This window comes from Soehngenia saccharolytica DSM 12858, assembly GCF_059568515.1.
Window position 1 is genome coordinate 1 of record NZ_JCANTN010000068.1, and the last position, 1,537, is coordinate 1,537.

A 1,537-nucleotide genomic window follows, 5' to 3' on the forward strand; every position below is an offset into this window, starting at 1 on the left:
TTAATAATAATTTCAAAATCCCATTTATTAATGGGCTAATTCTTTATACTCTTTTTTAACCTTGATTAAAAAAGCTAATTATGCAATTTCCTCATATATAAAAAAGCCTCTATAATAAATGATTTTTTTAAAATATTGACAGATTATTTTTCCATAAAATAAAATGGGACAGAGAGTGAACTGTCCCTCTTGTCCCGCTAAAATCCAAAGCTTTCACCTAAAGCATCTGCTGCTAGTATTGCAGCATAAACATCTTCTGGAGTTACTGCAAAAGGCATATTATGGATAGTTTCACCTTCTGCACAGCTTAGTTTCGCTACATCCATCAGTTTTTCTTCTGATACTTCCGTGATATTTAGCTCTTTTAATGTAGTTGGCAATCCCACTTCATTGCAAAAATATAATACTTCTTCTATTTCCTCTAATGGTGCATTTTCTAATACCAGTTGGACTAAAACGCCAAAGGCAACTTTTTCTCCATGATATAACCCATGGGTTTCTTCAATAGCAGTAAATCCGTTATGGATAGCATGGGCTGCAGAAAGACCGCCGCTTTCGAAACCGATACCGCTTAATAGCGTATTTGCTTCTACTATTTTCTCCACTGCTTTTGTTACTACTTTCCTTTCTACAGCTAGTTTTGCCTTCAATCCCTCATTTAGCAATGTTTCATAACATAAATCGGCTAATGCAATTGCAGCATCTGTAGGATAACCTCCAGCCATAGTCATTGCACCAGCCTTGGCAGCTGCTCTTGCTTCAAATTTAGTTGCTAGCGCATCTCCCATACCTGCAACGAGCAATCTTGCTGGAGCATTAGCAACTGCATCTATATCGATTAGTACCATATCTGGATTTTTTGGTAATAATAAATATTCATCAAAAGCCCCATCTTCAGTATAAATTACAGACAATGCACTACATGGCGCATCAGTACTTGCTATAGTTGGTACTATAACTACTGGTACTTTCTCATAATATGCAAGGGCTTTAGCAGTATCGTGAATCTTACCTCCCCCTACACCAACAACTACATCAGACCCCTTCTCTTTAAATTCGTCTCGAAGCCTATTTATTTCAACTTTTGAACATTCTCCATTGAATTCAATAAAATTAATTTTAGCAGTATCTCCAAAGCTTTCTCTTATGATCTCTCCAAATCTTTTATAACCTGATTTGCTAATTAGAATAAAAAAAGAACTGCCTAAATGCTCTACATGGGTTTTAATTCTTTTCAATTCCCCTTTGCCTTGAATATATTTTCCAGGGGAAATTATTATTTTAGTCATATAACTACCTCCTTATATATTTTATTGACTTTATACCCTTGCTTGATAATAAATAAACAATATAATTCTTGTTTTTTTATTTATTATAAAAAATTCTTCTACCTTAGCATTAGTAAAATATTTTTTGAAATCCATTTAGAGTAAGTTTTGTAATTGAGTAAATTTCATAATTTAAAAACGTTGATTTTACTAATTTCTACGATAACAAAAAAGGATTTCACCCCATTAATATCGAATATGTTAAGTGA

General features: G+C 33.2%; 1 protein-coding gene. It reads right to left on the reverse strand.

The window, feature by feature from the left end:
* Positions 1 to 197 precede the first annotated feature (197 nt).
* Positions 198 to 1,289 (reverse strand): glycerol dehydrogenase, encoded by a 1,092-nt coding sequence (locus BO51_RS10070; protein WP_496486311.1) that lies wholly within the window; start codon positions 1,287 to 1,289, stop codon positions 198 to 200.
* Positions 1,290 to 1,537 lie beyond the last annotated feature (248 nt).